The sequence below is a fragment of the Chryseobacterium sp. CS2K3 genome, assembly GCF_059515185.1.
In genome coordinates this window covers 1-1,642 of sequence record NZ_JCAKRW010000027.1, presented here as the reverse complement: position 1 = coordinate 1,642, position 1,642 = coordinate 1, and the positions used below count along the sequence as shown (strand labels likewise).

The window sequence follows — 1,642 nt, the reverse complement described above, 5'->3', positions numbered from 1 at the left end:
CGTCTAAAGACGCTCTAAAATGAGATGTTCCAGCCGCACCTTCCGGTACGGCTACCTTGTTACGACTTAGCCCTAGTTACCTGTTTTACCCTAGGCAGCTCCTGTTACGGTCACCGACTTCAGGTACCCCAGACTTCCATGGCTTGACGGGCGGTGTGTACAAGGCCCGGGAACGTATTCACCGCGCCATGGCTGATGCGCGATTACTAGCGATTCCAGCTTCATAGAGTCGAGTTGCAGACTCCAATCCGAACTGAGACCGGCTTTCGAGATTTGCATCACATCGCTGTGTAGCTGCCCTCTGTACCGGCCATTGTATTACGTGTGTGGCCCAAGGCGTAAGGGCCGTGATGATTTGACGTCATCCCCACCTTCCTCTCTACTTGCGTAGGCAGTCTCACTAGAGTCCCCAACTTAATGATGGCAACTAGTGACAGGGGTTGCGCTCGTTGCAGGACTTAACCTAACACCTCACGGCACGAGCTGACGACAACCATGCAGCACCTTGAAAAATGTCCGAAGAAAAGTCTATTTCTAAACCTGTCATTTCCCATTTAAGCCTTGGTAAGGTTCCTCGCGTATCATCGAATTAAACCACATAATCCACCGCTTGTGCGGGCCCCCGTCAATTCCTTTGAGTTTCAAACTTGCGTTCGTACTCCCCAGGTGGCTAACTTATCACTTTCGCTTAGTCTCTGAACCCGAAAGCCCAAAAACGAGTTAGCATCGTTTACGGCGTGGACTACCAGGGTATCTAATCCTGTTCGCTCCCCACGCTTTCGTCCATCAGCGTCAGTTGTTGCTTAGTAACCTGCCTTCGCAATTGGTGTTCTAAGTAATATCTATGCATTTCACCGCTACACTACTTATTCCAGCTACTTCAACAACACTCAAGACCTGCAGTATCAATGGCAGTTTCACAGTTAAGCTGTGAGATTTCACCACTGACTTACAGATCCGCCTACGGACCCTTTAAACCCAATAAATCCGGATAACGCTTGCACCCTCCGTATTACCGCGGCTGCTGGCACGGAGTTAGCCGGTGCTTATTCGTATAGTACCTTCAGCTACCCTCACGAGAGTAGGTTTATCCCTATACAAAAGAAGTTTACAACCCATAGGGCCGTCGTCCTTCACGCGGGATGGCTGGATCAGGCTCTCACCCATTGTCCAATATTCCTCACTGCTGCCTCCCGTAGGAGTCTGGTCCGTGTCTCAGTACCAGTGTGGGGGATCACCCTCTCAGGCCCCCTAAGGATCGTTGACTTGGTGAGCCGTTACCTCACCAACTATCTAATCCTGCGCGTGCCCATCTCTATCCACCGGAGTTTTCAATATCCATCGATGCCGACAAATATATTATGGGGTATTAATCTTCCTTTCGAAAGGCTATCCCCCAGATAAAGGCAGGTTGCACACGTGTTCCGCACCCGTGCGCCGCTCTCAAGATTCCGAAGAATCTCTACCGCTCGGCTTGCATGTGTTAGGCCTCCCGCTAGCGTTCATCCTGAGCCAGGATCAAACTCTCCATTGTATGTTTGTCTGACTCACTCAAAGTTTTAACGCTTTAGTTTTTCCTTACTTGGTTGTTATATTGTATGTCAATGATCTTTATATCTTCCGCTTTGTAACGAAGCAATCT

1 rRNA gene is annotated in these 1,642 nt (G+C 49.6%); it reads right to left on the bottom strand.

What is annotated here, in order from left to right:
* Positions 1-17: 17 nt before the first annotated feature.
* Positions 18-1,534: ribosomal RNA gene (locus tag AC5YGG_RS20835) — 16S ribosomal RNA — on the bottom strand.
* Positions 1,535-1,642 lie beyond the last annotated feature (108 nt).